The organism is Pseudomonas marvdashtae, assembly GCF_014268655.2.
GTDB lineage: Bacteria > Pseudomonadota > Gammaproteobacteria > Pseudomonadales > Pseudomonadaceae > Aquipseudomonas > Aquipseudomonas marvdashtae.
In genome coordinates this window covers 793225-818189 of record NZ_JABWQX020000001.1, presented here as the reverse complement: position 1 = coordinate 818189, position 24965 = coordinate 793225, and the positions used below count along the sequence as shown (strand labels likewise).

The following is a 24965-nucleotide window of genomic DNA, read 5'->3' as shown; positions in this document are numbered from 1 at the left end:
CCGTATCACCAAAAAAGAACGGCATGAAAAAGAAAGAAAAAGGAGCGTTACCCATGAAACTGAGCAGCACCGCGATACTGGCCTTGGCCATCAGCAGCATCACCGCCACGGCTTACGCAGAATCGCAGAGCCAGGCGTTCAATCCGGTGACCGTCAAGACCACCAGCGCTCAATCCGAAGCCACCGGTTTCGTAGAAGGCCAGTCGGTCAGTGGCACCACCCGTAACTGGTATTCCAACGAACTGAGACGCCGCGGCAGCGCGTTCAGCTACACGCGCGACGGTGTTGAACACCGCGATTCGCGCCGTACCAACTGGGTCCAGGGCACCATCCTGAACTACACCTCCGGCTTCACCCAAGGCACCGTTGGCTTCAGCACCGAAGTCGCGGCCTATAACGCGATCGCGTTGCTCGGCGACCACGATGACATCATGGGCGGTTCCAACCGTACCCTGGCGCACTCCGACGGCGACGCCGTCGACCAATGGAGCAAACTGGGCCTGGCGAACGTCAAGGCACGCGTTTCCAACACCACGCTGACCGCCGGTCGCCAAAACTTCAGCAGCCCGATGGTCGACGTCATCGGTAACCGCGCCCTGCCTTCGAGCTTCCAGGGTGTGAGCCTGCACAGCGAAGAACTCGAGAACCTGGCATTCGACGTCGCGACCTTCGACCGCAACTCTCCACGCACCGAGCAAAGCCTCGCCAAGTTCCGCTCCGAATACGGCAGTTCCTCGGCCGAAGCTGATCACGTGAACACCGCTGGTATCACTTACCAGCCATTCGCCAGCCTCACCACCAGCCTGTGGGGCACCCAGGCCGAAGACCTGTGGAACCAATACTACTTCGGCGCCAGTCACGTATTGGGCGACAGCTCGGTGCTGAGCCTGACCACCGGCCTGAACTACTACAGGACTGTGGATTCGGGCAAAAGCGAACTGGGTGATATCGACAACAATACCTACTCCCTGTCGTTTGGTCTGACTCACCAGGCCCACAGCCTGACGTTCTCGTACCAGGAAGTGGACGGTAACGAGTACTTCGACTACCTGCACGAAACCAACGGCATCTACCTGGCCAACTCCCTGCTGTCGGACTTCAACGGTCCGAACGAGAAATCCTTCCAGATCGCCTACGGCCTGAACATGGCCGAATACGGCGTGCCTGGCCTGAAGTTCAACATCTACCAGGCTCGCGGCTGGGGCATCGATGGTACGCATTACAACAGCACCGGCTATTCCGATGTGAGAGCCATGGACGGTGAGCATCACTACGAATACGGCATCGGTGCGTCGTACGCCGTACAAAGCGGCCCGCTGAAAGCCACCGCTGTACGCGCCACCTACACCACGCACCGCGCCAGCGAAAACCAGGCTGATGGCAACCTCAACGAATTCCGCCTGGTCACCACCATCCCGTTCAACATTCTCTAACCTTTCCACCGACGGTCGACCCACAAGGTCGACCGCTCGGTTTTTTGCCGTTCAACCGATTGCAGAGGATTGACGATGAACATGATTCCCCTACGCGCCGCCATCGCCGCCGCGCTGCTGAGTGTCGCCGTTGGCGCCACGGCCAAACCCTTGGTGGTTTGTACAGAAGCCAGCCCGGAAGGCTTCGACATTGTCCAGTACACGACTGCAGTCACCGCCGACGCCGCGGCAGAAACCATTTTCAATCGCCTGGCCGACTTCAAGCCCGGCACCACCGATGTGATTCCGGCCCTGGCTGAATCCTGGGACATCAGTGACGACGGCCTGACGTACACCTTTCACCTGCGCAAAGGCGTCAAGTTCCACACCACCGAATACTTCAAGCCGACCCGCGACATGAACGCTGACGATGTGGTCTGGAGCTTCCAGCGCCAGCTGGACCCGAATCACCCGTGGCACAAACTGTCGAGCGTGGGCTTCCCGTACTTTGAAAGCATGGGTTTCAAGGAACTGTTGAAAAACGTCGAGAAAGTCGATGAGCACACGGTCAAGTTCACCCTGACCCGCCGCGAAGCGCCGTTCCTGGCCGACATCGCCATGGCCTTCTCCTCGATCTACCCGGCCGAATACGCCGACCAGTTGCTCAAGGCCAATAAGGCCGGCGACTTGAACAGCAAGCCGATCGGCACCGGCCCCTTCGTGTTCCAGCGCTACAACAAGGACGCCCAGGTTCGCTTCAAGGCCAACCCGGACTACTTCCGTGGCAAGCCGCCGGCCGATGCACTGATTTTGGCCATCGCCACCGACAACAACGTGCGCATGCAGAAGCTCAAGACCAATGAGTGCCAGATTGCGCTGTACCCCAAGCCCGATGACATCCCCAGCATCAAGAAAGACCCGAACCTGAAGGTCACCGAGCTGGACGCGATGACCGTTTCCTACACCGCGCTGAACACCAGCCACAAATACATGAGCGACGTGCGGGTGCGCAAAGCCATCGACCTGGCCTTCGACAAGGAAGCCTACGTCAACGCGCTGTTTGGCAAGGGCAACGCCACCGTCGCGGTCAACCCGTACCCGCCAACGCTGCTGGGCTACAACCACGACCTGAAGAACCCGACCCGCGACCTGGACAAGGCTCGCCAGTTGCTCAAGGAAGCCGGCGTGCCGGAAGGCACCGTGTTCACCCTGTTCACCCGCAACGGCGGTGGCCCGACCAACCCCAATCCGATGCTCGGCGCGCAGATGATGCAGGCCGACCTGGCGAAAGTCGGGATCAAGGTCGATATCCGCGTGATGGAATGGGGCGAAATGCTCAAGCGCGCGAAAAACGGCGAGCACGACATGGTCTCCGCCGGATGGGCGGGCGACAACGGCGACCCGGATAACTTCCTGACGCCTATGCTCAGTTGCGAAGCGGCCAAGAACGGCGAAAACTACGCGCGCTGGTGCAATGAGAAATTCCAGGCGCTGCTCGACCAGGCACGCGCCACAGTGAACCCCGAGGAGCGCGCCAAGCTCTATGAACAGGCCCAGGTGATTTTCAACCAGGACCAGCCATGGATCAGCATGGCCCACACCCGGATGTTCACGGCAATGCGCAAGAACGTAGAGGGCTACGTGATTAGCCCGCTCACCACCAATAACTTCGCCACCACCCAGGTGAAGTAGATAAGAAAACGTCCTTGGACGCTTGACCCCAAGCGTCCAAGGACACGCCTAACCGGCTGATGAGGTACACCTGAAGATGTTTAGTTTTATTGCCCGCCGACTGGGGTTATTGATCCCCACGTTCTTCGGCATCACCTTGCTGACTTTCGCGTTGATTCGCATGATCCCCGGCGACCCCGTGGAAGTGATGATGGGCGAACGTCGGGTCGATCCCGAAATGCATGCACAGGCAATGGAACGCCTTGGCCTCAACAAACCGCTGTATGCCCAGTACCTGGACTACATCGGCAAACTGGCCCAGGGCGATCTCGGCGAATCGCTGCGCACCCGCGAAAGCGTCTGGACCGAGTTCAGCTCCCTGTTTCCCGCGACCCTGGAATTGTCCCTGGCCGCGCTGTTGTTCGCCGGCATCCTGGGCCTGCTGGCCGGGGTGATTGCGGCACTCAAACGAGGATCCCTGTTCGACCATGGGGTGATGGGCATCTCCCTGGCGGGGTATTCGATGCCGATCTTCTGGTGGGGCCTGATCCTGATCATGTTCTTCTCGGTGTCCCTGGGCTGGACGCCGGTGTCGGGACGGATCGACCTGCTCTACGACATCGAGCCGAAAACCGGTTTCATGCTGATCGACACACTGCTGGCCGATGAGCCGGGCGCGTTCCTCGATGCCTTGCACCACCTGATCCTGCCGGCCATCGTGCTGGGCACCATTCCGCTGGCGGTGATCGCCCGCATGACCCGTTCCTCGATGCTCGAAGTGCTGCGCGAGGACTACATCCGCACCGCCCGCGCCAAAGGCCTGTCGCCGTCGCGCGTGGTGTTCGTGCATGGCCTGCGCAACGCACTGATTCCGGTGCTGACCGTGGTCGGCCTGCAAGTCGGCACTCTGCTGGCCGGTGCGGTCCTGACCGAAACGATCTTCTCCTGGCCGGGCATCGGCAAGTGGCTGATCGAAGCCATCGGCGCCCGGGACTATCCCGTGGTGCAGAACGGCATCCTGTTAATCGCCTGCCTGGTGATTCTGGTCAACTTCGTCGTGGACATCCTCTACGGCTTTGCCAACCCACGCATCCGTCACCAGCGCTGAGATCAAAACCATGAGTACTCCAACTACCGCGGTAGCAGTCGATCAAAGCCTGCTGTATCCGTCCCCTTACAAAGAATTCTGGCAGGCGTTTTCCCGCAACAAGGGCGCCGTGGCCGGGCTGATGTTCATGATCCTGATCGTGTTCTGCGCACTCTTCGCGCCGTGGGTCGCGCCGCACGACCCGAGCGAGCAATACCGTGACTTCCTGCTGACGCCGCCGGCGTGGCTAGAAGGCGGGCAAATGCAATTCCTGCTGGGCACCGACGAGCTGGGCCGCGACCTGCTGTCGCGCCTGATCCAGGGTTCGCGCCTGTCGCTGCTGATCGGCTTGTCGTCGGTGGTGATGTCGCTGATCCCGGGCATCCTGCTGGGGCTGTTCGCCGGGTTCTTCCCGCGCATCCTCGGCCCGACCATCATGCGCCTGATGGACATCATGCTCGCCCTGCCATCGCTGCTGCTGGCCGTGGCGATCGTCGCCATCCTCGGCCCAGGCCTGATCAACACCGTGATCGCCATCGCCATCGTCTCGCTGCCGTCCTACGTGCGCCTGACCCGCGCCGCCGTGATGGGCGAACTGAACCGCGACTACGTGACCGCCGCCCGCCTGGCCGGTGCCGGCCTGCCGCGCCTGATGTTCATCACCGTGCTGCCCAACTGCATGGCACCGCTGATCGTCCAGGCGACGCTGAGCTTTTCCTCGGCGATCCTCGACGCCGCCGCCCTGGGTTTCCTCGGCCTCGGCGTACAACCGCCAACCCCCGAGTGGGGCACCATGCTGGCTTCGGCCCGCGACTACATCGAACGCGCGTGGTGGGTCGTGAGCCTGCCTGGCTTGACCATTTTGCTCAGCGTGCTGGCAATCAACCTGATGGGCGACGGGCTGCGCGATGCGCTGGACCCCAAACTCAAGAATGCCGCCTGAGGAGATTCCCATGTCACTGCTAGAAATCAAGAATCTCAACGTCCGCTTCGGCGACGGCACCGCCGTGCCGGTGGTCGACGGCCTCGACCTGTCCGTGGACAAAGGCGAAGTATTGGCCATCGTCGGCGAATCGGGCTCGGGTAAATCCGTGACCATGATGGCGCTGATGGGCCTGATCGAGCACCCCGGCATCGTCACCGCCGATGCGCTGAACTTCGACGGCAAGAACATGCTCAAGCTGAGCAACCGCCAGCGCCGCCAGATCGTCGGCAAGGACCTGGCGATGGTCTTCCAGGACCCGATGACCGCGCTCAATCCCAGCTACACCGTGGGTTTCCAGATCGAAGAAGTGCTGCGCCTGCATTTGAAGATGTCCGGCAAGGCCGCCCGCAAGCGCGCTATCGAATTGCTGGAAAAAGTCGAGATCCCCGGCGCCTCCAGCCGCATGGACGCCTACCCGCATCAACTGTCCGGCGGCATGAGCCAGCGCGTGGCGATTGCCATGGCGATTGCCGGCGAGCCAAAACTGTTGATCGCCGACGAACCGACCACCGCCCTCGACGTGACCATCCAGGCGCAGATCATGGACCTGCTGCTGGCCCTGCAAAAAGAACAGGACATGGGCCTGGTGCTGATCACCCACGACCTCGCCGTGGTGGCCGAAACCGCCCAGCGCGTGTGCGTGATGTACGCCGGCCAAGCCGTGGAAGTGGGCCAGGTGCCGGAGCTGTTCGACATCCCGGCGCACCCCTACAGCGAAGCGCTGCTGGCGGCGATTCCGGAGCACAGCATGGGCGCCGAGCGCCTGGCGACCTTGCCCGGCATCGTGCCCGGTCGCTACGACCGTCCGCAGGGCTGCCTGCTGTCGCCGCGCTGCCCGTACGTGCGCGATAACTGCCGCCAGGAGCGCCCAGCCCTCGACCCGAAATCCAACAGCCTTGCCCGCTGCTTCTACCCGTTGAACCAGGAGGTGGCGTGATGGCCGTCGTACTTACCGCCCGTGACCTGACCCGTCATTACGAAGTGTCCCGTGGCATGTTCAAGGGCCATGCGACCGTGCGCGCCCTCAACGGCGTGTCGTTCGAACTCGAAGCCGGCAAGACCCTGGCCGTGGTCGGTGAATCCGGTTGCGGCAAATCCACCCTCGCCCGGGCCCTGACGCTGATCGAAGAGCCGTCCTCCGGCTCCTTGAAAATCGCCGGGCAGGAAGTGGCCGGCGCCAACAAGGCCGAACGCAAGCAACTGCGCAAAGACGTGCAGATGGTCTTCCAGAGCCCCTACGCGTCCCTCAACCCACGGCAGAAGATCGGTGATCAACTGGCCGAGCCATTGCTGATCAACACCAACCTGTCAGCCACCGAACGGCGCGACAAAGTCCAGGCAATGATGAAGCAGGTGGGCTTGCGCCCCGAGCATTACCAGCGCTACCCGCATATGTTCTCCGGCGGCCAGCGCCAGCGCATCGCCCTGGCCCGCGCCATGATGCTGCAACCCAAGGTGTTGGTGGCGGACGAACCGACCTCGGCCCTGGACGTGTCGATCCAGGCCCAAGTGTTGAACCTGTTCATGGACCTGCAGCAGGAATTCAACACTGCCTACGTGTTCATTTCCCACAACCTGGCGGTGGTGCAACACGTCGCCGATGACGTGATGGTGATGTACCTCGGCCGCCCAGTGGAAATGGGCCCCAACGAGTCCATCTACAGCCGCCCGCTGCACCCGTACACCCAGGCGCTGCTGTCGGCCACCCCGACCATCCACCCGGACCCGAACAAGCCGAAGATCAAGATCGTCGGCGAACTGCCCAACCCACTCAACCCACCGTCTGGCTGCGCCTTCCACAAGCGCTGCCCGTATGCGACCGAGCGTTGCAAGACCGAAGAACCGGCGTTGCGGCCGTTGGATAACCGGCTGGTGGCGTGTCACTACGCCGAGCGGTTCCTCGACGGTGCGGCGTAAGGTGTAGGGCAAAGCAGATAGGGCACTTGTGGCGAGGGGATTTATCCCCGTTGGGCTGCGCAGCAGCCCAAAAGCAATGAACGCAATCTTCCCGGCACACCGAGTTGCCTGGTTTGGGGCCGCTGCGCAGCCCAGCGGGGATAAATCCCCTCGCCACAGGGTAAATCTTCACCTTGGGTCATGCACCCAGAATGAAAAACCCCTCCAGCCCCACCTGAGTCTCAGTGGGGGCTGGAGGGGTTTTCTTCAGGTCAGGAATCTACGTCTGGCTATCGCCTTCTGCATCCTCATCGCCATCCGGCGTATCGATTGGCGAACCATCATCATCCTCGCCATCGTCCGGATCCCCCGCATCCGCATCGGTCGCGGCAAGCATCAACTCACCCTGAACCACCGAACCACTCGACGCGTGCTTCTCATGCTCATCGCATTCGGCCCACGCAGCGGTGGAACCGAGGGACAACATCACCAATACCTTTAGCAAAAACATCATGCGTAGCAGCTTATTCATAACCCATTCCTTCTGTTCCGGATAAAGCCGGGGCCCGACGGCGCTCAGGAAAATCTAGTTCTGAACAGGCCGGTTCACCAGATAAGACGCCACCGAACCAGCAGAAATGCCCTCGCCCGAAAGAATGGTTTCGAATAAGCGTTAAATCCAATCCAACTAACGCCACCCCTCTGTGGGGTCCGCACGATATAGGTGCTAACACCTGTCCTCATAAAGCCTTACAGACAAATACCCAGCAACACGATGCGCTAGTCCCGAGGCTACGTTGCCTTGCGCCTTTGCCTACAACTAAGCCAGAATCCGCCCGCTTGTGCGCCTTGGAGCGGGACTTTATGGTTACCGGGTCGCTGAAAATCAGCGGTCGGGTTTAGCGACCCGAACCATAGGCACATAAGCAACCATGCTTCGTTGTAGGGTCCAACCCGCAACTACGTTATGGCGGCTGTATGTAGGAGACCTTCGGGTCTACCGGGTGCCTATGTCCGGTTCGCTAACCTGCGTGCAGTCGCCACCATTCTGTTTAGCGACAGGTCTTGGCGGCTCTCATTTCCCATAGGAGCGTCATCATGTTCAAAGCCACACCCAATCCCCCTGAATCAGATCCCACCTCTGCCTACTCAAGCCTCGACCCGGAAAAATTCCACGAAGCCACTGAGCGGGCGCTCGATTATTATCTGAAGCCGGAACAGGCAAAGCCCAAGAAAGATCTACCAGCAAGTCAGCTCTTCACAGTCGTCGAGAGCATCGACACTGAAAGCCTGCTCGCCAACCTCAGCGAAAACCTGGCCTCCGCCAACGCCATGATCAGTGACCTGGCATTTGACCTTGAAGGTTCTCGCCGACATGTTGCGATGGGGATCCTGCAGGTGATTGAGGTGAGTGAACTGCTGGCGAATCGGGCGCTGGATATCGCCGATCCACGCTAGCAACTCGCCGCACATCAAAAGGGTGGCCGGCATTTGTAGGTGCCTCGACTACAAGGCCGGCAGCCCGTCCATGCATGCTGACCCACTGCCATCGCGAGCAATCGCTCCCCCAGATAATTACTCATGGTTAAGACAAGTGCAGACAATAAAAAACCCCGCAACTTTCGCAGCGGGGTTTTCGGTTTCAACGCTTGATGCTTAGTGATGCTCACGCGTCGCGCGGAATTTCACATCCGGCCAGCGCTCTTCCATCAGTGCCAGATTCACCCGCGTAGGCGCCAGGTAGGTCAAATGACCACCGCCATCCAGCGCGAGGTTTTCCACGGCCTTGTTAGAAAATTCCTCAAGTTTTTTCTTGTCGCCGCATTCGATCCAACGGGCGGAGTACACGGTGATCGGCTCGTAGGAGCACTCGACCTTGTATTCCTCTTTCAAACGGCTGGCGACAACGTCGAACTGCAGCACACCGACGGCGCCGAGGATGATGTCGTTGCTGCGCTCCGGGAAGAACACCTGGGTGGCGCCCTCTTCAGCCAGTTGCTGCAAACCTTGGCGCAGCTGCTTGGACTTGAGCGGGTCCTTCAGGCGCACGCGGCGGAACAGTTCCGGGGCGAAGTGCGGGATGCCGGTGAAGCCCAGGGCCTCGCCTTCGGTGAAGGTGTCGCCGATCTGGATAGTGCCGTGGTTGTGCAAACCGATGATGTCACCGGCGAAGGCTTCTTCCAGTTGCTCGCGCTCCGAGGAGAAGAAGGTCAAGGCGTCGCCGATGCGCACGTCCTTGCCGGTGCGCACGTGGCGCATCTTCATGCCTTTTTCGTACTTGCCGGAGCAGATGCGCATGAAGGCGATGCGGTCGCGGTGCTTGGGGTCCATGTTCGCCTGGATCTTGAACACGAAGCCGGCGAATTTTTCTTCCACCGGCTCCACGGTGCGCTCGTTGGCGACGCGGGGCAGCGGGCGGGGGGCCCAGTCGACCACCGCGTCGAGCACATGGTCCACGCCGAAGTTGCCCAGGGCGGTGCCGAAGAACACCGGGGTCAGTTGGCCGTCGAGGAATTCCTGCTGGTTGAACTCATGGCAGGCGCCCTGCACCAGTTCCAACTGGTCGACGAAGCGGTCGTATTCGTCGCCCAGGTGCGCACGAGCCTCGTCGGAATCGAGCTTCTCGATGATCTTGACGTCGGTGCGCTCGTGCCCGTGACCGGCGGTGTAGACGATGATGTAGTCGTCGGCCAGGTGGTACACGCCCTTGAAGTCGCGGTAGCAACCGATCGGCCAGGTGATCGGCGCCGCCTTGATCTTCAGGACCGCTTCGATTTCGTCGAGCAGTTCGATCGGGTCGCGGATGTCGCGGTCGAGTTTGTTGATGAAGCTGACAATCGGCGTGTCCCGCAGACGGCAGACGTCCATCAGCGCGATGGTCCGTGGCTCGACGCCCTTACCGCCGTCGAGGACCATCAAGGCCGAGTCCACCGCGGTCAGGGTGCGGTAGGTGTCTTCGGAGAAGTCTTCGTGACCCGGGGTGTCGAGCAGGTTGATCATGTGATCGCGATACGGGAACTGCATGACCGACGTGGTAATCGAAATACCCCGTTGTTTTTCCATTTCCATCCAGTCGGAGGTGGCATGGCGGTCGGACTTGCGGGATTTCACCGTGCCGGCGACCGCAATCGCCTTGCCCATCAGCAAGAGCTTTTCGGTGATGGTGGTTTTACCGGCATCGGGGTGGGAAATAATGGCGAAAGTGCGGCGTTTCGCGACTTCGGCGGCCTGTTTGGTCATGGGAAATCGCCTGGCAGGTGATTCAAAAAGGGCGCCGATTATAGCTCAGAACCCTTCCTAGGGACCACCTGCTCAAGCGCAGCCTAACGACCCGCCTCCATTGACAGCGCACGCCCAACGCACGAATCAGACATCTTCTTCTCCGCTGCCCAGCCCCAGCGGTTCAGGAGGAGATAGCCTGATCAGCGGGAATAAACTCAAATTTCGCGTCATTGGCGGCCGTTTGAGGAAGCGTAATCTTGATCATGGGAATCCAAATGCCGGTCTGCGTTTTAAAGTCCCGTTGATCATATTGAGCGCCAACCTTACCCGTATTATCGATGTAAAAAACCGCCTCAATCGGAAGGGTCTGGCCAAGATTTTGCGCCCATTTTTTTATGCGGAATTCATTCTGCACAGGAAAGGCGGAGGCTGGAAGTTGCCCCAGGGCCTTCACGCCCTCAGTGAACGCACGGGCGCCTTGTTCATTCAGCTCGTCACGAACATCGAAGCCACACAATGCGCCGTACATACCCGCGTTAGCGTTGAAGTGGGCAATATATTGCGCGGCTGTGGTAATACCTTGGGATTGGCAAGGTCGGCTGTTGGGGCGATTTGGGTATTGGCCACAACCTTCGTCAGGTCGATGGTCGGTGGCGCCGTCGACTGGAAAGAAACACAGCACCGCCAATGAGATCTTTCCCGTCGGTTTAAAGAACTCTGGATAAAGAATAAAACCATTATTGTAGCCAAATACCAATTTGCCGAACTTCGCGTCTTTACGCAACCAAGAGAAAGAAACGCCCGTGGATGTCGGGTTGGGATTCCAGAAATGAAACTGCGTAGAGTGTTGGGTTGCCCGTAGCGTCACCCCTGTGCATAAGAACGACGGCGCCGAGGGGTTGTTGCGACACATGGGCAAGACGTTGTTGTAGGCTTCCGTGAGATAGGCCGCTATTTCTGGACCGGTACCTGCGCCTTGGACCCCAGCGCCATGAGAGTCGACAGTCTGCCCTGGCAGCTCATGCACAGTGCTCGTTTCCAATTCATGTGTCGCACAGCCAGCTGTCAATAATAAAAACAGCGCAATGTAAAATTGTCTTTTCATTTCAGGTTTCCTTACATGAACGAACAAGGCGCTAAATTAGCGGTGTTTCTTCACGCTTATCTCGCTAAGAACTTGATCTACGCTACAGAAGCGATCCCCTTCGAACACCTGTCAACTTTCACAGCGCTTAATACTTATTTGAAATAAAAAAAAGAATGATCTTGTCAACCGAACGGAAGAGAAGTGATCACCGAGAGCAAGCCCCAGGGAACCTTTTGACCGGTGCATACGTCCACTCCCTTTGCTACGGCCGTCCGTCAGGGTCTGAAAAATCAGCAAGTTAGCCTGACGAGGCTGCGCTCATGGTTCGCTTCGACGTCGTTTTACCGGCCTCGAAAAGAGCTGCTTCTCGCGAACGTTTTCCCGGCAACCAGTGATGGTTTGCCGCCCGGGTAAGCGTGCGCCGACTGAAAAAAAAGGAGTCCGCCTGTGGCTATCCGCTATGGCAAAGGGCTTATCGGGGGTGCGGTCGTCGTCGCCCTCCTGGCCTTGTTGGTCCACTGGATCGGCATCGATACGATCCACCGTTACCGCGACGACCTGCTGTTTTACTTGCAAGCGCACCTGATGCTTGTATTGGCCTCCATGCTGGCGGCCCTGATCGTCGGCATCCCCGCCGGCATCGCCCTCAGCCGCCCCGGCATGGTCGGGCGCGCCGAACGCTTCATGCAGGTGTTCAACATCGGCAATACCGTACCGCCCCTGGCCGTGCTGGCCATCGCCCTGGGCATCCTGGGTATCGGCAGCGGGCCCGCCATCTTCGCCCTGTTCCTCGCCTCGCTGCTGCCCATCGTGCGCAACACCTACGAAGGCTTGAAAAATGTCCAGGGCTCGCTCAAGGAAGCTGCCGTCGGCATCGGCATGACCCCACGCCAAGTGCTCTGGAAAGTCGAACTGCCCAACGCCGTGCCGATCATCGTCGGTGGCGTGCGCGTAGCGTTGGCGATCAACGTCGGCACCGCCCCGCTGGCTTTCCTGATCGGTGCCAATAGCCTTGGCAGCCTGATCTTCCCCGGCATTGCCTTGAACAACCAGCCGCAATTGTTGCTCGGCGCCGCTTGCACGGCGCTGCTGGCATTGCTGCTCGACGGTCTGGTGACCCTCGCCAGCCGCCTCTGGCTGGAACGTGGCTTGCGCCCGTCCTGAGCCTGGCTGGATAAAGGAATCGTTATGAAGAAGTTGAGCTTGATCCTGGGCTGCGTCCTGCTATTGGCAGGGTTTGTCCAAGCAGCTGAAAAACCATTGATCCGCCTCGGCGCACGGGTCTTTACCGAACAGACCTTGCTGGCGGAAATCACCGCCCAATACCTGCGCAGCAAAGGCTACGACGCGCAGATCACCGGCGGCCTTGGCAGCAACCTGGCCCGCAGCGCTCACGAAACCGGGCAGCTGGACCTGCTGTGGGAATACACCGGCGTGTCGCTGGTGGCCTACAATCACGTCACCGAGAAACTCGACAGCGCCCAGTCCTACGCCCGGGTAAAAGAACTCGACGGGAAAAAAGGCCTGGTCTGGCTGACGCCGTCGAAATTCAGCAACACCTACGCCTTGGCGCTGCCGGAGAAAGTCGCGAAGAAGTACCCGCAGATCAACTCCATCAGCCAATTGAATACGGTGTTGCAGGCCGAGGCCGGCGAAAATCACCTGGTGGCGCTGGACACCGAGTTCGCCAACCGCTCCGACGGTCTGGCCGGCATGGTCGAACAGTACGGCATGAACCTGACCCGCAAGAACATCCGCCAGATGGACGCGGGCCTGGTCTACACCGCCCTGCGCAACAGCCAAGTCTTCGCCGGCCTGGTCTACACCACAGACGGTCGCCTGAACGCCTTCAAACTGAAGTTGCTGGAAGACGACAAACACTACTTCCCCGACTACACCGCCGCGCCGGTGGTGCGCCAGGCATTCCTCGACGCACACCCACAACTCGCTGCACAACTCAAGCCGCTGGCCGAGCTGTTTGATGACGCAACCATGCGCCAGCTCAACGCCCGGGTGGACGTCGATCACGAAAGTCCTTCCGCCGTTGCCGCCGATTTCCTGCGCCAGCATTCGCTGCTCTCAACCCAATGACCTGGAGGAAAAGCCATGGATTTTCTTGACGCCTTTTCCCATCTGGACTGGCCGCTGGTGCTGCACCTGACCTGGCAGCACATCACCCTGGTGGGCATCGCCGTGACCCTGGCGATTGTGGTCGGCGTGCCGCTGGGCATTTTCATGACCCGCTTCCCGGCGCTTGCCGGCCCTCTGCAAGCCAGCGCCACGGTGCTGTTGACGATCCCGTCAATCGCGCTGTTCGGCCTACTCTTGCCGTTCTACTCCAAGTTCGGCCAGGGCTTGGGCCCGATGCCGGCAATCACCGCGGTGTTCCTCTATTCGCTGCTGCCGATCATGCGTAACACCTACCTGGCCCTGACCGGCGTCGAACCGGGCATCCGTGAAGCCGCCCGCGGCATCGGCATGACCTTCGGCCAACGCCTGCGCATGGTCGAGTTGCCCATCGCCGTGCCGGTGATCCTCGCCGGCGTACGCACTGCCGTGGTCATGAACATCGGTGTCATGACCATCGCCGCCACCATCGGCGCCGGTGGCCTGGGCGTGCTCATCCTCGCTTCCATCAGCCGCAGCGACATGTCGATGCTGATCGTCGGCGCCGTGCTGGTCAGTCTCTTGGCCATCTTCGCCGACCTGCTTCTGCAATGGCTGCAACGTACGCTGACCCCCAAAGGATTACTGAAATGATCGAACTTCAAAACCTCAGCAAAACCTTCAAGAGCAACGGCAAGGACGTCAAGGCCGTGGACTCGGTGAACCTGATCGTCAACGAAGGCGAGATCTGCGTGTTCCTCGGGCCGTCGGGCTGTGGCAAAAGCACCACGCTGAAGATGATCAACCGCTTGATCCCGCCCACCTCGGGCAAGGTATTGATCAACGGCGAGGACACCACCGGCCTCGACGAAGTGACCCTGCGTCGCAACATCGGCTACGTGATCCAGCAGATCGGCCTGTTCCCGAACATGACCATCGAGGAAAACATCACCGTGGTCCCGCGCCTGCTTGGCTGGGACAAGCAGAAGTGCCACGACCGCGCCCGCGAACTGATGAGCATGATCAAGCTCGAACCCAAGCAGTACCTGCATCGCTACCCGCGCGAATTGTCCGGTGGCCAGCAGCAGCGGATCGGCGTGATCCGCGCCTTGGCCGCCGATGCGCCGTTGCTGCTGATGGACGAGCCCTTCGGCGCGGTCGACCCGATCAATCGCGAGATGATCCAGAACGAGTTCTTCGAGATGCAACGGGCGCTGAACAAGACTGTGATCATGGTCAGCCACGACATCGACGAGGCCATCAAGCTGGGGGACAAGATTGCAATCTTCCGCGCCGGCAAGCTGATCCAGTGCGATCACCCGGACACGTTGCTGGCGCACCCGGCCGATGAGTTCGTCAGCAACTTCGTTGGCCAGGACAGCACGCTCAAGCGCCTGTTGCTGGTCAAGGCCGAAGACGCCGCCGACAACGCCCCGTCGGTCAGCCCCGAAACGCCGGTAAGTGAAGCGTTGGAGTTGATGGACGAACATGACCGTCGCTACGTGGTGGTCACCTGTGCCGAGAACAAGGCCCTGGGCTATGTCCGCCGTCGCGACCTGCATCGCCAGACCGGCACCTGCAGCCAATACCTGCGGGAATTCAACGCCACCGCAGCCTATGACGAACACCTGCGGATCCTGTTGTCGCGCATGTACGAATTCAACCGCTCGTGGCTGCCGGTGATGGATGCCGAGCGGGTGTTCCTTGGCGAAGTGACTCAGGAATCGATTGCCGAGTACCTGAGCTCCGGCAAGTCCCGTGGGGGCAAGACCAGTATTGTCTCGCCGGCCGAAACTGCCTCAGTCTGACCAAGCACGACTGCTCTTTGTGGCGAGGGAGCTTGCTCCCGCTGGGTCGCGCAGCGGCCCTAAAAAGCGATGGGCGCTTCGCACCCAAGCGGGAGCAAGCTCCCTCGCCACAAGAGCGGGCGCTGCATCCAGAGGGCAGCGAAACAGATCAAAGGGAACATCAACCTGTCACACCGGTCGGTTACATCATGAGCTGTCGCGCGCCGCACGACGGATGTGTGCAAAAACGCGACATTTTTAGTTGATCTCAGGCCCCTCACGCCCTAAAGTTCGCGCCGAACGTCCATGCTGGAAACGATCCATCCGGCTCAAGTACTGACGACGAGACAGCAAGGCCAAGGGAATCATGTATCCCATGGCCTTTTTTGCTTTCGGCGACATGCCTTGGGAAGTAGGCGAACCAAAGTGGGGATACGGAGGACGTTCACGAGGGCTGCTTGCCCTCACACCCATTGATCCTGATGTTTGCCAGTAGGAGTCCCAAGTATGTCGATCCAGGTCGAAGATTATTTCGCGCGCGAAACTTTCGAGAAAATGAAAGCGTTCGCCGACAAGCAGGAAACCCCGTTCGTGGTGATCGACACCGCGATGATCTCCAAGGCCTATGACGACCTGCGCGCCGGTTTCGACTTCGCCAAGGTCTATTACGCCGTCAAGGCCAACCCGGCGGTGGAAATCATCGACCTGCTCAAGGGAAAGGGCTCGAACTTCGACATCGCCTCGATCTATGAGCTGGATAAAGTCATGAGCCGTGGCGTCGGCCCGGAGCAGATCAGCTACGGCAACACCATCAAGAAATCCCGCGACATCCGCTACTTCTACGAGAAGGGCGTGCGCCTGTACGCCACCGACTCCGAAGCCGACCTGCGCAACATCGCCAAGGCCGCGCCGGGCTCGAAAGTCTATGTACGGATCCTCACCGAAGGCTCGACTACCGCTGACTGGCCGTTGTCGCGCAAGTTCGGCTGCCAGACCGACATGGCCATGGACCTGCTGATCCTGGCCCGCGACCTGGGCCTGGTGCCGTACGGCATTTCGTTCCACGTCGGCTCGCAACAGCGCGACATCAGCGTCTGGGACGCGGCCATCGCCAAGGTCAAGGTGATCTTCGAGCGCCTGAAGGAAGAAGACGGCATCGTCCTGCAATTGATCAACATGGGTGGCGGTTTTCCTGCCAACTACATCACCCGCACCAACAGCCTGGAAACCTACGCCGAGGAAATAATCCGTTTCCTCAAGGAAGACTTCGGCGATGACCTGCCGGAAATCATCCTGGAACCGGGCCGTTCGCTGATCGCCAACGCCGGTATCCTGGTCAGCGAAGTGGTGCTGGTGGCGCGCAAGTCCCGTACCGCCGTCGAGCGTTGGGTGTACACGGATGTGGGCAAGTTCTCCGGCCTGATCGAAACCATGGACGAAGCCATCAAGTTCCCGATCTGGACCGAGAAGAAAGGCGAGATGGAAGAAGTGGTCATCGCCGGCCCTACCTGCGACAGCGCCGACATCATGTACGAAAACTACAAGTACGGTTTGCCGTTGAACCTGGCCATCGGTGATCGCCTGTATTGGTTGTCGACCGGGGCCTATACCACCAGCTACAGCGCGGTGGAGTTCAATGGGTTTCCGCCGTTGAAGTCGTTTTACGTGTAACCCCCGACAGCCAAAGAGAAGGTCCATGCAATCATGGACCTTTTTTTTATTTTCGTAGCCAGGTTTCAAAATCCTTTAACTCAGTCAAACAATGGTCGAGCGTCGTTATCGCCGTATCCAATTTCAAATTCAGCTCTCCCAAGGTGCGCGAGGGAATCGCTCGGTCGAGTTCCTCCACTACGCTCTGCATCCGCTGGAACAGCGCTTGGGCCAGCAAGCTCATGTGTGAATTCAAATTGACGAAAGCACTGGACAAGGATGCGATATCAGCCTTGTATTCCGCAGCCCTGACCGAGGCATCCCGGGAGGAATAAACAATATCCCAGGGCGGTGTGGTATCGACCTCTTGGAACAATGCCTGCGCTAGCGTCGGTTGAGCATGACAATGGCAGGACCGATGATCCATGGCGCTGGTAAACACCGCGTTCACACCAAACGACTCATCGTTCAGCTCGGTGAACTTGTACACCAGCTGTCTGATTGAGCTCCTGGCGGTAATGAAGCGAACGTAAAACTCATGGACCAAGTCCCCGATGTTCTTTGGTGGCCTTATCGTCCAGCGCTCGGTACGGGAAAAACTGAACTGTCGAAAATCCAGGTCGGCGAGGAGCTGCCGTCTTGAGGTCTGGGCCGTGATATCCAGCGCCTCCTGGGTGAACAATCTCAGCTCCTCCGTATCGGCGCCGCAGGACACCCTAATGTCATTAACGTCTTGCTCCAATGCCAAAAGATACTTCGCATGGAAGTACGCATTGTTCAAACGTGTATCCGCAGCCAATGTAGCAGGCTGATGACCGGCTATGCGACGTCGCTCCAAGACGACCGGAAACTTGTCAAAGACCGAGCGCAGCGTATCGAGAAAATAGATGCGGCGATCTAGAGTCCTGCGCTGAGTCTCGGTAAAACTACTTTTTAATGAGTTCATGATATGCCTTGATGATGGCGGCCTCTCGGGCCGCCACCGTTAATATGAATACATCGATCAGCTCACGCCGGCTCCATGTCGACTCTTATTGCTGATATAGGGGGCGCAGATATCGAAGGATACCGGGAATAACGGCGCGCGCATTGCTGACATGATCCTCGACAGGCAGCGTTTCTTCTCGCTCGAAGACGCTTGAGAATATTTCGAAGGCAGCAACTACATTGGAAAATTCCTTAATGTAATCCCAGCGGACACCGTCCAAGCCATCCATACTCTCGACCAAGTCTATTTTTCCTTGAGCCGCGGAAATCTCCCGACTGCTGTTTTCTACTTGCACCCTCAGCTCACTCGCCCTCTCGGTAAGAGTGTTGTACCCGGCAACCATATTGAGATAGGAGAGAGTTTCACCCAAACCAGCGATCGCTTTTTTCAGAATTTTCATAGCCTCCACTGCAATTTGCAGTTGAGGAGGCGTCAAGGCCATCTCCATCAGGCGCTCAGCTGTCAACTGGGCCTCCTGACCAATTCTCTCGATGCCACTTCTCCCGAGCAAATCAATCGCATCGGACACTTCCTTCATCCGTACGACTAATTCAGCACGTTTAGCTTCAGCTCGATTTTTTTGTTCTTCTGCAAATTCCCGATCCTTCTCCAACGCAATCACCCACTGCTTTGATGCGTCCCTGTCGTAGCGCACGCTGAGATTAAGTTGAATCTCTTTCAGCTCAATGGCTTGCTCGCTTATTTTACGAAATACCTCACGAAGACTCTTCTCCATGTCCGCCCGGATTTCCTGCTTAAGGCCGTCCGTGTCTGCATCTTCAAACTCCTCTTGATAGTCTTTGAGAGCCTCGTCTGCAGCTTCCAGGGCAATTTTTGCCGTCTGTGTGCTGACGCGTAGAGCGTACGTCTTACCATTGATAGCGGTCGCCAGCTTAATCATCCTATCCACCACGTCTGGCAAATAATCATGCCGATCAGCAAGGTGCTGCGTCTGCGTCCTGAAGCGTTGAACGTCTGAATTATAACCAACCATCGCCGTAATATTTACACTCGGATAGTCCAAGTCGTCCGATATCGAATACATTTCCGTCATCCTTCCTTTGATAAAATTATCGGCATCAATTTCCCGTTGAGCCTCTTCAAAAATTGCGTTCAGGGCCTTGGAAGCAAGGCTAATATCTTGCCTCCAAGGCCTGACCACTGCTTTTAGAGTATTGTTGAATGACCTCAGGGTCGGCGCATCTCGCACCTTATCGACTTGGTTAAGAGAATCTTCGATGTATTGGCTAAGCGCACTCCAGACCAACATCAGGTTCTGCGTCGCTGCTTCAGCCTCAATCGTGACACTGCTTAGATTTTGAAGATCACCTCGTACTCGATTCAAAGAACTGAGCGTCTGATTTTTACTGCCAAGTTTCTGAATAGCACCATCTTGAGCATCCTTGAGCTCGTTACGCCGCTTGCGTAATTTTTCTGCCTGCACGCCTTGGTAGATACCTAAGATCAGTCCACCGATATTCAGGGTCGCTGCAGCGACGATAGCCTCCTTAACCATATCGGCGTATTGTTTATTGAGTTCATCAATCTCATCGGCACGCTGGTCGATTTCTTCTTGTATGTCTTGGACCTGCTTCTCATAAGTGTTCTCACTGACTGCTTTCAGGCGCACTTTTATTTTAGGCAAAACCAATTCCCGCATGTCGGTTCCGAAACTGTCCAACGCCGACCGTACAGCTTGCGCCCGCGCCTGTCGGGATCTAACCCCAATGAGTATCTGGTTAAGATAGTACTCTATATCCTGAGTATCACCCGACGACAGTTCCACCCGCGGCAGATGGGGAAGGTCAAGTTGGAGCCTAAGATAATCTTCAACCGTATTGATATCATGCTCTTCCAAGTACCCTGAAGACTTATGTTCGCGATAGACTTCATCAAGCGAGTCACCGTACTGAATGATGACATTAGCAAAACCTTCCAACTCAGCTCCTGTCAGCTGAATTTGTTCACGCAGCGGCGACCAACGCCGGGCATGATCATACGTAGCGGTGAACGTGTCCAAAAAATCCATGGCCCGCAATCCTGGACCGCCTGTATCTCCAGCCCCGTAATTCAAGTAAGCCACCACATCATTTATTCGATAAGGAAGCGACAACCCCAGCACTTCATACTTCCTCAGGCTGATGATCTGCTCCTTGGTCAGTTGAATTCCCGGTTCCCTGTTGTACTGGCCATCCTCACCCAGAGACGCTTCAACAAACACTTTTGGCGCGTCGACGGCCGCCTCGACAACCTCATCTTCCAATTTGAATCCCATCATAGACTTCCTGTCATTAAGTTAATCATTATTTATTACATCAATTACCACAGCGAGCAAGAAGACTCTAGGGCATTGCTGCGACACCTCACAACACCTCAAGTATTAACAAACAAAACACCCAGACACGCCAAAGAGCAAATCATCTGACTCGACTTATTAAAATTCTAAAACCGGAAACCGCCTGCTTTTATCGCCGCAAAATTTCTCAGCGAAAAAAGACAGACGGCAGGTCGAGTTACGGTAATTGTGACCGCCGGTCAACTGAGCGATCAACGCCGATAGGCACAGGCCATGGTGCGTAGTTCAGCATGATTCGCACTGCGCAGCGCTTTGCTGGGCACCAACTTTCACTTCTAAGCCAGCCCCGATTCCTGTGGCGAGGGAGCTTGCTCCCGCTGGGCCGCAAAGCGCCCCCCTTCTTGGGTGACGACTGCTGCGCAGCCGAGCGGGAGCAAGCTCCCTCGCCACAGGGAAAGCGGTAGGCAAAAAAACCGCTCGCGCAAATGTACCGGGACTTTTTGGTGTGTTTATGAATGGTTCTCGATAACACACGGCATAATGCACGCCGTGATGAATGTAACGAATGAACAAGGCGGGCGACGTGTTGAAGAAATCCCTGTTCCAGTTGCACTGGTTCTTCGGCATCAGTGCCGGGCTGGTCCTGGCGTTGATGGGCGTTACCGGTGCGATGGTGTCGTTCCAGGACGAGATCCTGCGGGCGCTGAATCCTCAGGTTTTGACGGTTGAGAAGCAACCGGCTGGCGTGCTGCCGCCCGCCGAGCTGGTGGAACAAATTGAAGCCGCGACCGGCAAGACCGTCGCCATGCTCTGGGTCGAGACCGACAGCGGCAACGCCGCGCGGGCGATTTTCACGGCCCCGCCCGGAGAGAAACGCGGGCCGATTCGCTACTTCAATCCCTACAACGCGCAGTTCATGGGCGAAGTGGTGGGCCAGGACTTCTTCGGCCTGATGCTCAGGCTGCACCGGGTCCTGACTCTGGACGACATCGGCCGGCAGATCACTGGCGCCTGTACCCTGATCCTGGTGTTCTTCTGCCTGTCCGGGCTGTACCTGCGCTGGCCGCGCCAGTGGAAAAACTGGCGCGCCTGGCTGACCCTCGATTGGGCGAAGAAGGGCCGCAGCTTCAACTGGGACCTGCATTCGGTTGCGGGCACCTGGTGCCTGGTCTTTTATCTATTGGCCGCACTGACCGGGCTGACCTGGTCCTACGAGTGGTACATCAAAGGCGTGACCCGCCTGCTCTCCGACTCGCCCAACGAAGAGCGCGTGCGCACCCGTGGTCCCGCACCGAGCGGCCCGGCGCCGATCGCCGATTATCGGGCGATGTGGAGCAGCATCTACAGCGCCGCCGGTCCCGGCCTGTCCGCGTATAACGTGCGCATGCCGCCGGTGGCGGGTGAACCGGCGACAGTGTTCTATCTGCTGAAGAACTCACCCCACGACCGGGCGCTGAACCAGATCATGCTCGACCCGGCCACCGGTGTGATCAGCCGTCACAGCCGCTACAGCGATAAAAGCTTCAAGGCGCAACTGCTGACCAGCATCTATGCGCTGCATGTCGGCAGCTATTTCGGCCTGGTTGGACGGATTCTGGTGACCGTCGCCGCCCTGGCCATGCCGCTGTTTTTCATCACCGGCTGGTTGCTGTACCTGGACCGTCGGCGCAAAAAACGCCAGGTCCGGCAGGCTCGCCAAGCGCTCGCCAGCCCTCCCGGCGATGCCCCGGCGTGGCTGATCGGCTTCGCCAGCCAGAGCGGTTTCGCCGAACAACTGGCCTGGCAGACTGCCGGCCAACTGCAGGCCGCCGGGTTGCCGGTAAAGGTCCGGCCGCTGGCCGGCGTCAGCGAACAGGACCTGAGCACTTCCACCCGCGCCTTGTTCGTGGTCAGCACGTTTGGCGACGGCGAGGGCCCCGACAGCGCCCGCGGTTTCGAGCGCAAGGTGCTGGGCCGCGCCCTGAGCCTGGAAAGCCTGCAGTACTCGGTGCTGGGCCTGGGCGACCGGCAATATGAAAACTTCTGCGGCTTCGCCCGGCGCCTGCACGCCTGGCTGGCGGAACACGGCGGCAAGACGTTGTTCGCGCCGGTGGAAGTCGACAGCGGCGACCCTTACGCCTTGCGTCATTGGCAACAGCAACTGGCCGAATTGACCGGCCAGGCCCCGGCGAATACCTGGCAGCCACCGAGCTTCGAGAACTGGACCCTCAGCCAACGCACCCTGCTCAATCCCGACAGCAGTGGTTCGGGCGTCTACCTGCTGGGCCTCACCGCCCCCAGCCCGAGCAGTTGGCTGGCCGGCGACCTGGTGGAAGTCCTGCCACGCAACGAGCCGTGGGCCATCGAACATTTCCTCGATGGCCTGGGCATCGCCGGGCTCGCTCGGGTGCAGGTCGATGGTTTGCAGCAGACGCTCGAACAAGCCCTCGCGACGCGCCAACTGCCGGAAAATCGCACCCATCTGGTGGGCTTGCACGCCCAAGCCCTGGTGGACGCGTTGGCGCCTCTCGGCATGCGCGAATACTCCATCGCATCGATCCCGGCCGACGGTGTACTGGAGCTGATCGTGCGCCAGGAACGCCATGGCGATGGCAGCCTGGGCGTCGGCTCCGGCTGGCTCACCGAACATGCACCGTTGGGCAGCGCCATCAGCCTGCGGGTGCGGCGCAACAGCAGCTTCCATTTGCCGCCCCAAGGCGTGCCGATGATTCTGCTGGGCAACGGCACCGGCCTGGCGGGCCTGCGCAGCTTGCTCAAGGCCCGCGTCGCCGAAGGCATGCAGCGCAACTGGCTGTTGTTTGGCGAGCGCAACCGCGAGCACGATTTCCACTGCCGCGATGAGCTGCAGGAATGGGTAACCTCCGGCGATCTGGAACGCCTTGACCTGGCGTTCTCACGGGATCAGGAACGGAAAATCTACGTCCAGGACCGCCTGCTGGAATCGGCGGCGCTGCTCAAGCAATGGCTGGCCGACGGCGCGGTGATCTACGTGTGCGGCAGCCTGAAAGGAATGGCCTCGGGGGTCGATCATGTGCTCAACCTGGTGCTGAGGCGCGAGGAAGTGGAACGGCTGATCGAACAGGGTCGGTATCGGCGGGACGTCTACTGACGTGGTTTACTGATCGCTCCCACGCGCCCGTGGGAACGATCAGTGCACTCAAACCGGCTGCAACTTTTTCTCGAACACCGCCGTCCCTTCCAAATCCCGCAAGACCACGCTCATCTCCCCGCTCTGCCCGTCGATGTTCACCTCGCCGAAAAACTGATACCCCGCAAACGGCGAAGTGTTCTGGGCCGGCGGAGCTTTCTGGAAGACCACTTCAGGGCCGAAGGTCTTGTCCAGGGTGTTAGGCCCGAAACTGCCGGCATTCAGCGGCCCCGCGACAAACTCCCAGAACGGTTCGAAATCCTGGAACGCGGCATGTTCGGGGTGGTAGTGATGGGCGGCGCAATAATGGACATCGGCCGTGAGCCAGACGTAATTGCGCACCTGATGTTTGCGCAAGTAGCCGAGCAACTCGGCAATTTCCACCTCGCGCCCCTGGGCAGCGCCCGGGTCACCGTTGGCGACCGCTTCCCAGCGCGGCACGCCAGGGCTGACCTCGCCATCCGGCACGCCGAGGCCGATGGGCATGTCGGCGGCGATGACTTTCCACTGCGCCCGGGATTGCTTCAGTTCACGCTTGAGCCAATCCAGTTGCTCACGGCCGAGGAAAGGTTTGGCCGCGCCGAGATTGGCATCATTGGCTTCACGGTAGCTGCGCATGTCCAGCACAAATACATCCAGCATCGGCCCATAACCGAGCTTGCGGTAGATACGTGCTGCGCCATCGCCTTTTTGCAAGCGCATCGGCGCGTATTCCAGCCACGCTTGCCGCGCACGACCTACCAGGCTGTGGATATCCTTTGTCTGGTAGCGCTCGTCCAGTTGCTTGCCGGGCGACCAGTTATTGACCACCTCGTGATCGTCCCACTGCCAGATCTGCGGCACTTCGGCGTTGAAGCGGCGCACGTTTTCGTCCATCAGGTTGTAGCGGTAGTTGCCGCGATACTCGTCCAGCGTCTCGGCCACCTTGCTCTTGGCCTCGGTGGTGAGGTTGCGCCAGATACGCCCGTCCTCGGCGGTAAGCTGCGCAGGCACCGGGCCGTCGGCGTAGATGGTGTCGCCGCTGTGGATAAAAAAATCTGGCAGGCGCAGGCGCATGGCTTCGTAGATGCGCATGCCGCCAATGTCCGGGTTGATGCCGAAGCCCTGGCCGACGGTATCGCCGCTCCAGACAAAACGGATGTTGCGCTTGAGCTGCGGCACGCTGCGCAGATGACCGAGCCAGGGCTCGCTGGCCACGCCGCTTTGGGCGTCTTCGAAATGCACCCGATAGAAAATCGCCTGGTCGGCCGGCAGGCCGGTGAGTTCGACCCGAGCGGTGAAATCGCTGCGGCTGTCAGCCACCGGCGAGACAAAGCGTCGAGGATTGGAAAACCGGCTACGGGTGTCCCATTCCACCACCATCCGCGAGGGACGATCGCTGCGACTCCAGATCATCGCCCGGTCGCCCTGCAAGTCGCCGGACTGCACGCCGTCGGTGAGTAATGGTCGATCCTTGACCGACGCTATCACCGCCGGCGCCAATCCGGGCAACAACAACCCCGCGCCCACGGCTTGCATCACTCGGCGACGGCCCAGGTCGAATTCGCTCATGAAGTTTCTCCCAAATGGAAAAACTTAAGCATGGCTGTGTGAATCGGATGTGACAGAGGTGAGGAGAGGCGGGAGCGGC

19 protein-coding genes are annotated in these 24965 nt (G+C 59.2%); 13 read left to right on the top strand and 6 right to left on the bottom strand.

Features of this window, described 5'->3' with window-relative positions; all coding sequences use genetic code 11:
• Positions 1-53: 53 nt before the first annotated feature.
• From HU742_RS03780 to HU742_RS03755, 6 genes are all read left to right on the top strand, one after another.
• Positions 54-1433 carry an OprD family porin gene (locus HU742_RS03780; protein ID WP_186639592.1) on the top strand — a complete coding sequence of 460 codons (1380 nt, stop codon included), beginning with the start codon at positions 54-56 and terminating at the stop codon, positions 1431-1433.
• A 75-nt stretch (positions 1434-1508) separates the two neighbouring features.
• Positions 1509-3104: an ABC transporter substrate-binding protein gene (locus HU742_RS03775; protein WP_186639590.1), complete on the top strand. Its 1596-nt coding sequence runs from the start codon at positions 1509-1511 to the stop codon at positions 3102-3104.
• Between the two features lie 76 nt (positions 3105-3180).
• A complete protein-coding gene (locus tag HU742_RS03770; RefSeq protein WP_186639588.1) occupies positions 3181-4191 on the top strand; it encodes an ABC transporter permease subunit in 1011 nt (336 codons plus the stop codon).
• 10 nt (positions 4192-4201) lie between these two features.
• Positions 4202-5113 (top strand): ABC transporter permease subunit, encoded by a 912-nt coding sequence (locus HU742_RS03765; RefSeq protein ID WP_186639586.1) that lies wholly within the window; start codon positions 4202-4204, stop codon positions 5111-5113.
• A 10-nt stretch (positions 5114-5123) separates the two neighbouring features.
• On the top strand, positions 5124-6092 hold the full coding sequence (locus HU742_RS03760) for an ABC transporter ATP-binding protein (RefSeq protein ID WP_186643905.1): 969 nt from the start codon (positions 5124-5126) through the stop codon (positions 6090-6092).
• Complete coding sequence (locus HU742_RS03755) at positions 6092-7072, top strand: peptide ABC transporter ATP-binding protein (protein WP_186639582.1); 981 nt, start codon at positions 6092-6094, stop codon at positions 7070-7072. The genes HU742_RS03760 and HU742_RS03755 overlap by 1 nt, the downstream gene beginning before the upstream one ends.
• Before the next feature lie 259 nt (positions 7073-7331).
• Here the strand turns inward: HU742_RS03755 and HU742_RS03750 are convergent, their stop codons facing one another.
• The gene (locus HU742_RS03750; protein WP_186639580.1) at positions 7332-7583 is read right to left on the bottom strand and encodes a hypothetical protein; all 252 of its coding nucleotides are present in this window, start codon (positions 7581-7583) and stop codon (positions 7332-7334) included.
• Between the two features lie 566 nt (positions 7584-8149).
• Here HU742_RS03750 and HU742_RS03745 point away from each other — a divergent pair.
• Positions 8150-8509 (top strand): DUF6124 family protein, encoded by a 360-nt coding sequence (locus tag HU742_RS03745; RefSeq protein ID WP_186639578.1) that lies wholly within the window; start codon positions 8150-8152, stop codon positions 8507-8509.
• A 198-nt stretch (positions 8510-8707) separates the two neighbouring features.
• On the opposite strand, the gene HU742_RS03740 is transcribed toward HU742_RS03745, so the two are convergent.
• Positions 8708-10291, bottom strand: coding sequence for a peptide chain release factor 3 (locus HU742_RS03740; RefSeq protein ID WP_186643907.1), 1584 nt, complete (start codon positions 10289-10291; stop codon positions 8708-8710).
• Positions 10292-10454: 163 nt separating this feature from the next.
• Positions 10455-11378, bottom strand: coding sequence for a hypothetical protein (locus HU742_RS03735; RefSeq protein ID WP_186643909.1), 924 nt, complete (start codon positions 11376-11378; stop codon positions 10455-10457).
• Between the two features lie 429 nt (positions 11379-11807).
• Here HU742_RS03735 and HU742_RS03730 point away from each other — a divergent pair, with 429 nt between their 5' ends.
• The 5 genes from HU742_RS03730 to HU742_RS03710 all read left to right on the top strand — a co-directional run bounded on the left by HU742_RS03730 (position 11808) and on the right by HU742_RS03710 (position 16924).
• Positions 11808-12524 (top strand): ABC transporter permease, encoded by a 717-nt coding sequence (locus HU742_RS03730; protein ID WP_186612146.1) that lies wholly within the window; start codon positions 11808-11810, stop codon positions 12522-12524.
• 24 nt (positions 12525-12548) lie between these two features.
• A complete protein-coding gene (locus HU742_RS03725; RefSeq protein WP_186639570.1) occupies positions 12549-13451 on the top strand; it encodes a glycine betaine ABC transporter substrate-binding protein in 903 nt (300 codons plus the stop codon).
• Between the two features lie 15 nt (positions 13452-13466).
• Positions 13467-14120 (top strand): ABC transporter permease, encoded by a 654-nt coding sequence (locus tag HU742_RS03720; protein ID WP_186639568.1) that lies wholly within the window; start codon positions 13467-13469, stop codon positions 14118-14120.
• Positions 14117-15274 carry an osmoprotectant ABC transporter ATP-binding protein OsmV gene (locus tag HU742_RS03715; RefSeq protein WP_186643911.1) on the top strand — a complete coding sequence of 386 codons (1158 nt, stop codon included), beginning with the start codon at positions 14117-14119 and terminating at the stop codon, positions 15272-15274. The genes HU742_RS03720 and HU742_RS03715 overlap by 4 nt, the downstream gene beginning before the upstream one ends.
• A 486-nt stretch (positions 15275-15760) precedes the next feature.
• Positions 15761-16924 (top strand): type III PLP-dependent enzyme, encoded by a 1164-nt coding sequence (locus HU742_RS03710; protein WP_186639564.1) that lies wholly within the window; start codon positions 15761-15763, stop codon positions 16922-16924.
• Positions 16925-16970: 46 nt separating this feature from the next.
• Here the strand turns inward: HU742_RS03710 and HU742_RS03705 are convergent, their stop codons facing one another.
• Both HU742_RS03705 and HU742_RS03700 read right to left on the bottom strand, forming a co-directional pair.
• Positions 16971-17849 (bottom strand): hypothetical protein, encoded by an 879-nt coding sequence (locus tag HU742_RS03705; protein WP_186639562.1) that lies wholly within the window; start codon positions 17847-17849, stop codon positions 16971-16973.
• 85 nt (positions 17850-17934) lie between these two features.
• Complete coding sequence (locus tag HU742_RS03700; RefSeq protein WP_186639560.1) at positions 17935-20169, bottom strand: alpha-xenorhabdolysin family binary toxin subunit A; 2235 nt, start codon at positions 20167-20169, stop codon at positions 17935-17937.
• A gap of 601 nt (positions 20170-20770) precedes the next feature.
• Here HU742_RS03700 and HU742_RS03695 point away from each other — a divergent pair.
• Positions 20771-23296, top strand: coding sequence for a PepSY domain-containing protein (locus HU742_RS03695; protein ID WP_186643987.1), 2526 nt, complete (start codon positions 20771-20773; stop codon positions 23294-23296).
• Positions 23297-23344: 48 nt separating this feature from the next.
• On the opposite strand, the gene HU742_RS03690 is transcribed toward HU742_RS03695, so the two are convergent.
• Entirely contained in the window at positions 23345-24886 is a 1542-nt protein-coding gene (locus HU742_RS03690) for an alkaline phosphatase D family protein (RefSeq protein WP_186643913.1), read from the bottom strand.
• Positions 24887-24965 lie beyond the last annotated feature (79 nt).